The organism is Sinorhizobium sp. P24N7 (genome assembly GCF_042436655.1).
Taxonomy (GTDB): domain Bacteria; phylum Pseudomonadota; class Alphaproteobacteria; order Rhizobiales; family Rhizobiaceae; genus Sinorhizobium; species Sinorhizobium meliloti_A.
The window spans coordinates 1-428 of record NZ_JBHMIW010000141.1 but is presented as its reverse complement, the minus strand read 5'-3'; the positions used below and the strand labels follow the sequence as shown (position 1 = coordinate 428).

Genomic DNA, 428 nt, shown 5'->3' with positions numbered 1-428 from the left:
GCGGACTATTTGGCTTGCACCGAGTTGAATCAGACCTTTCATTTCGCACTGACGGAGATCGCGCGCCAACCCGTCCTTCAGGGAATACTCCGGCGGCTCTGGCTCCAGATGGGGCCGTTGATCGCGCAGGTCTATGTGAAGGGTGGGCGTGCGATGATCGATCATCACTACGCGATCGTCGATGCGATTGCCCGCCGGGATGCGGGCGCTGCTGCGGAGGCGATGGTCGACGATATCCTTCTCGGCGGAGAAGTCATGCTGCCCTATCTCGAGTAGACGTCGTTGCAGCAGAAGTCGACTGACTTCACGCCTTGACGTATGATGCATCATACGTCAAGGTAGAAATGAGGCCGTTGGTGCGGCAATTTATGAAGGCGGAAGATGTACGATTTTTGCATCGTCGGTGGCGGTATCGTCGGGCTCGCAAC

The 428-nt window shown here is 57.2% G+C and carries 1 protein-coding gene; it reads left to right on the top strand.

The window, feature by feature from the left end:
- A partial coding sequence (locus ACFHWW_RS34335) for an FCD domain-containing protein (RefSeq protein ID WP_379943851.1) occupies positions 1 to 276 on the top strand: 276 nt, incomplete at its 5' end.
- Positions 277 to 428: the final 152 nt, after the last annotated feature.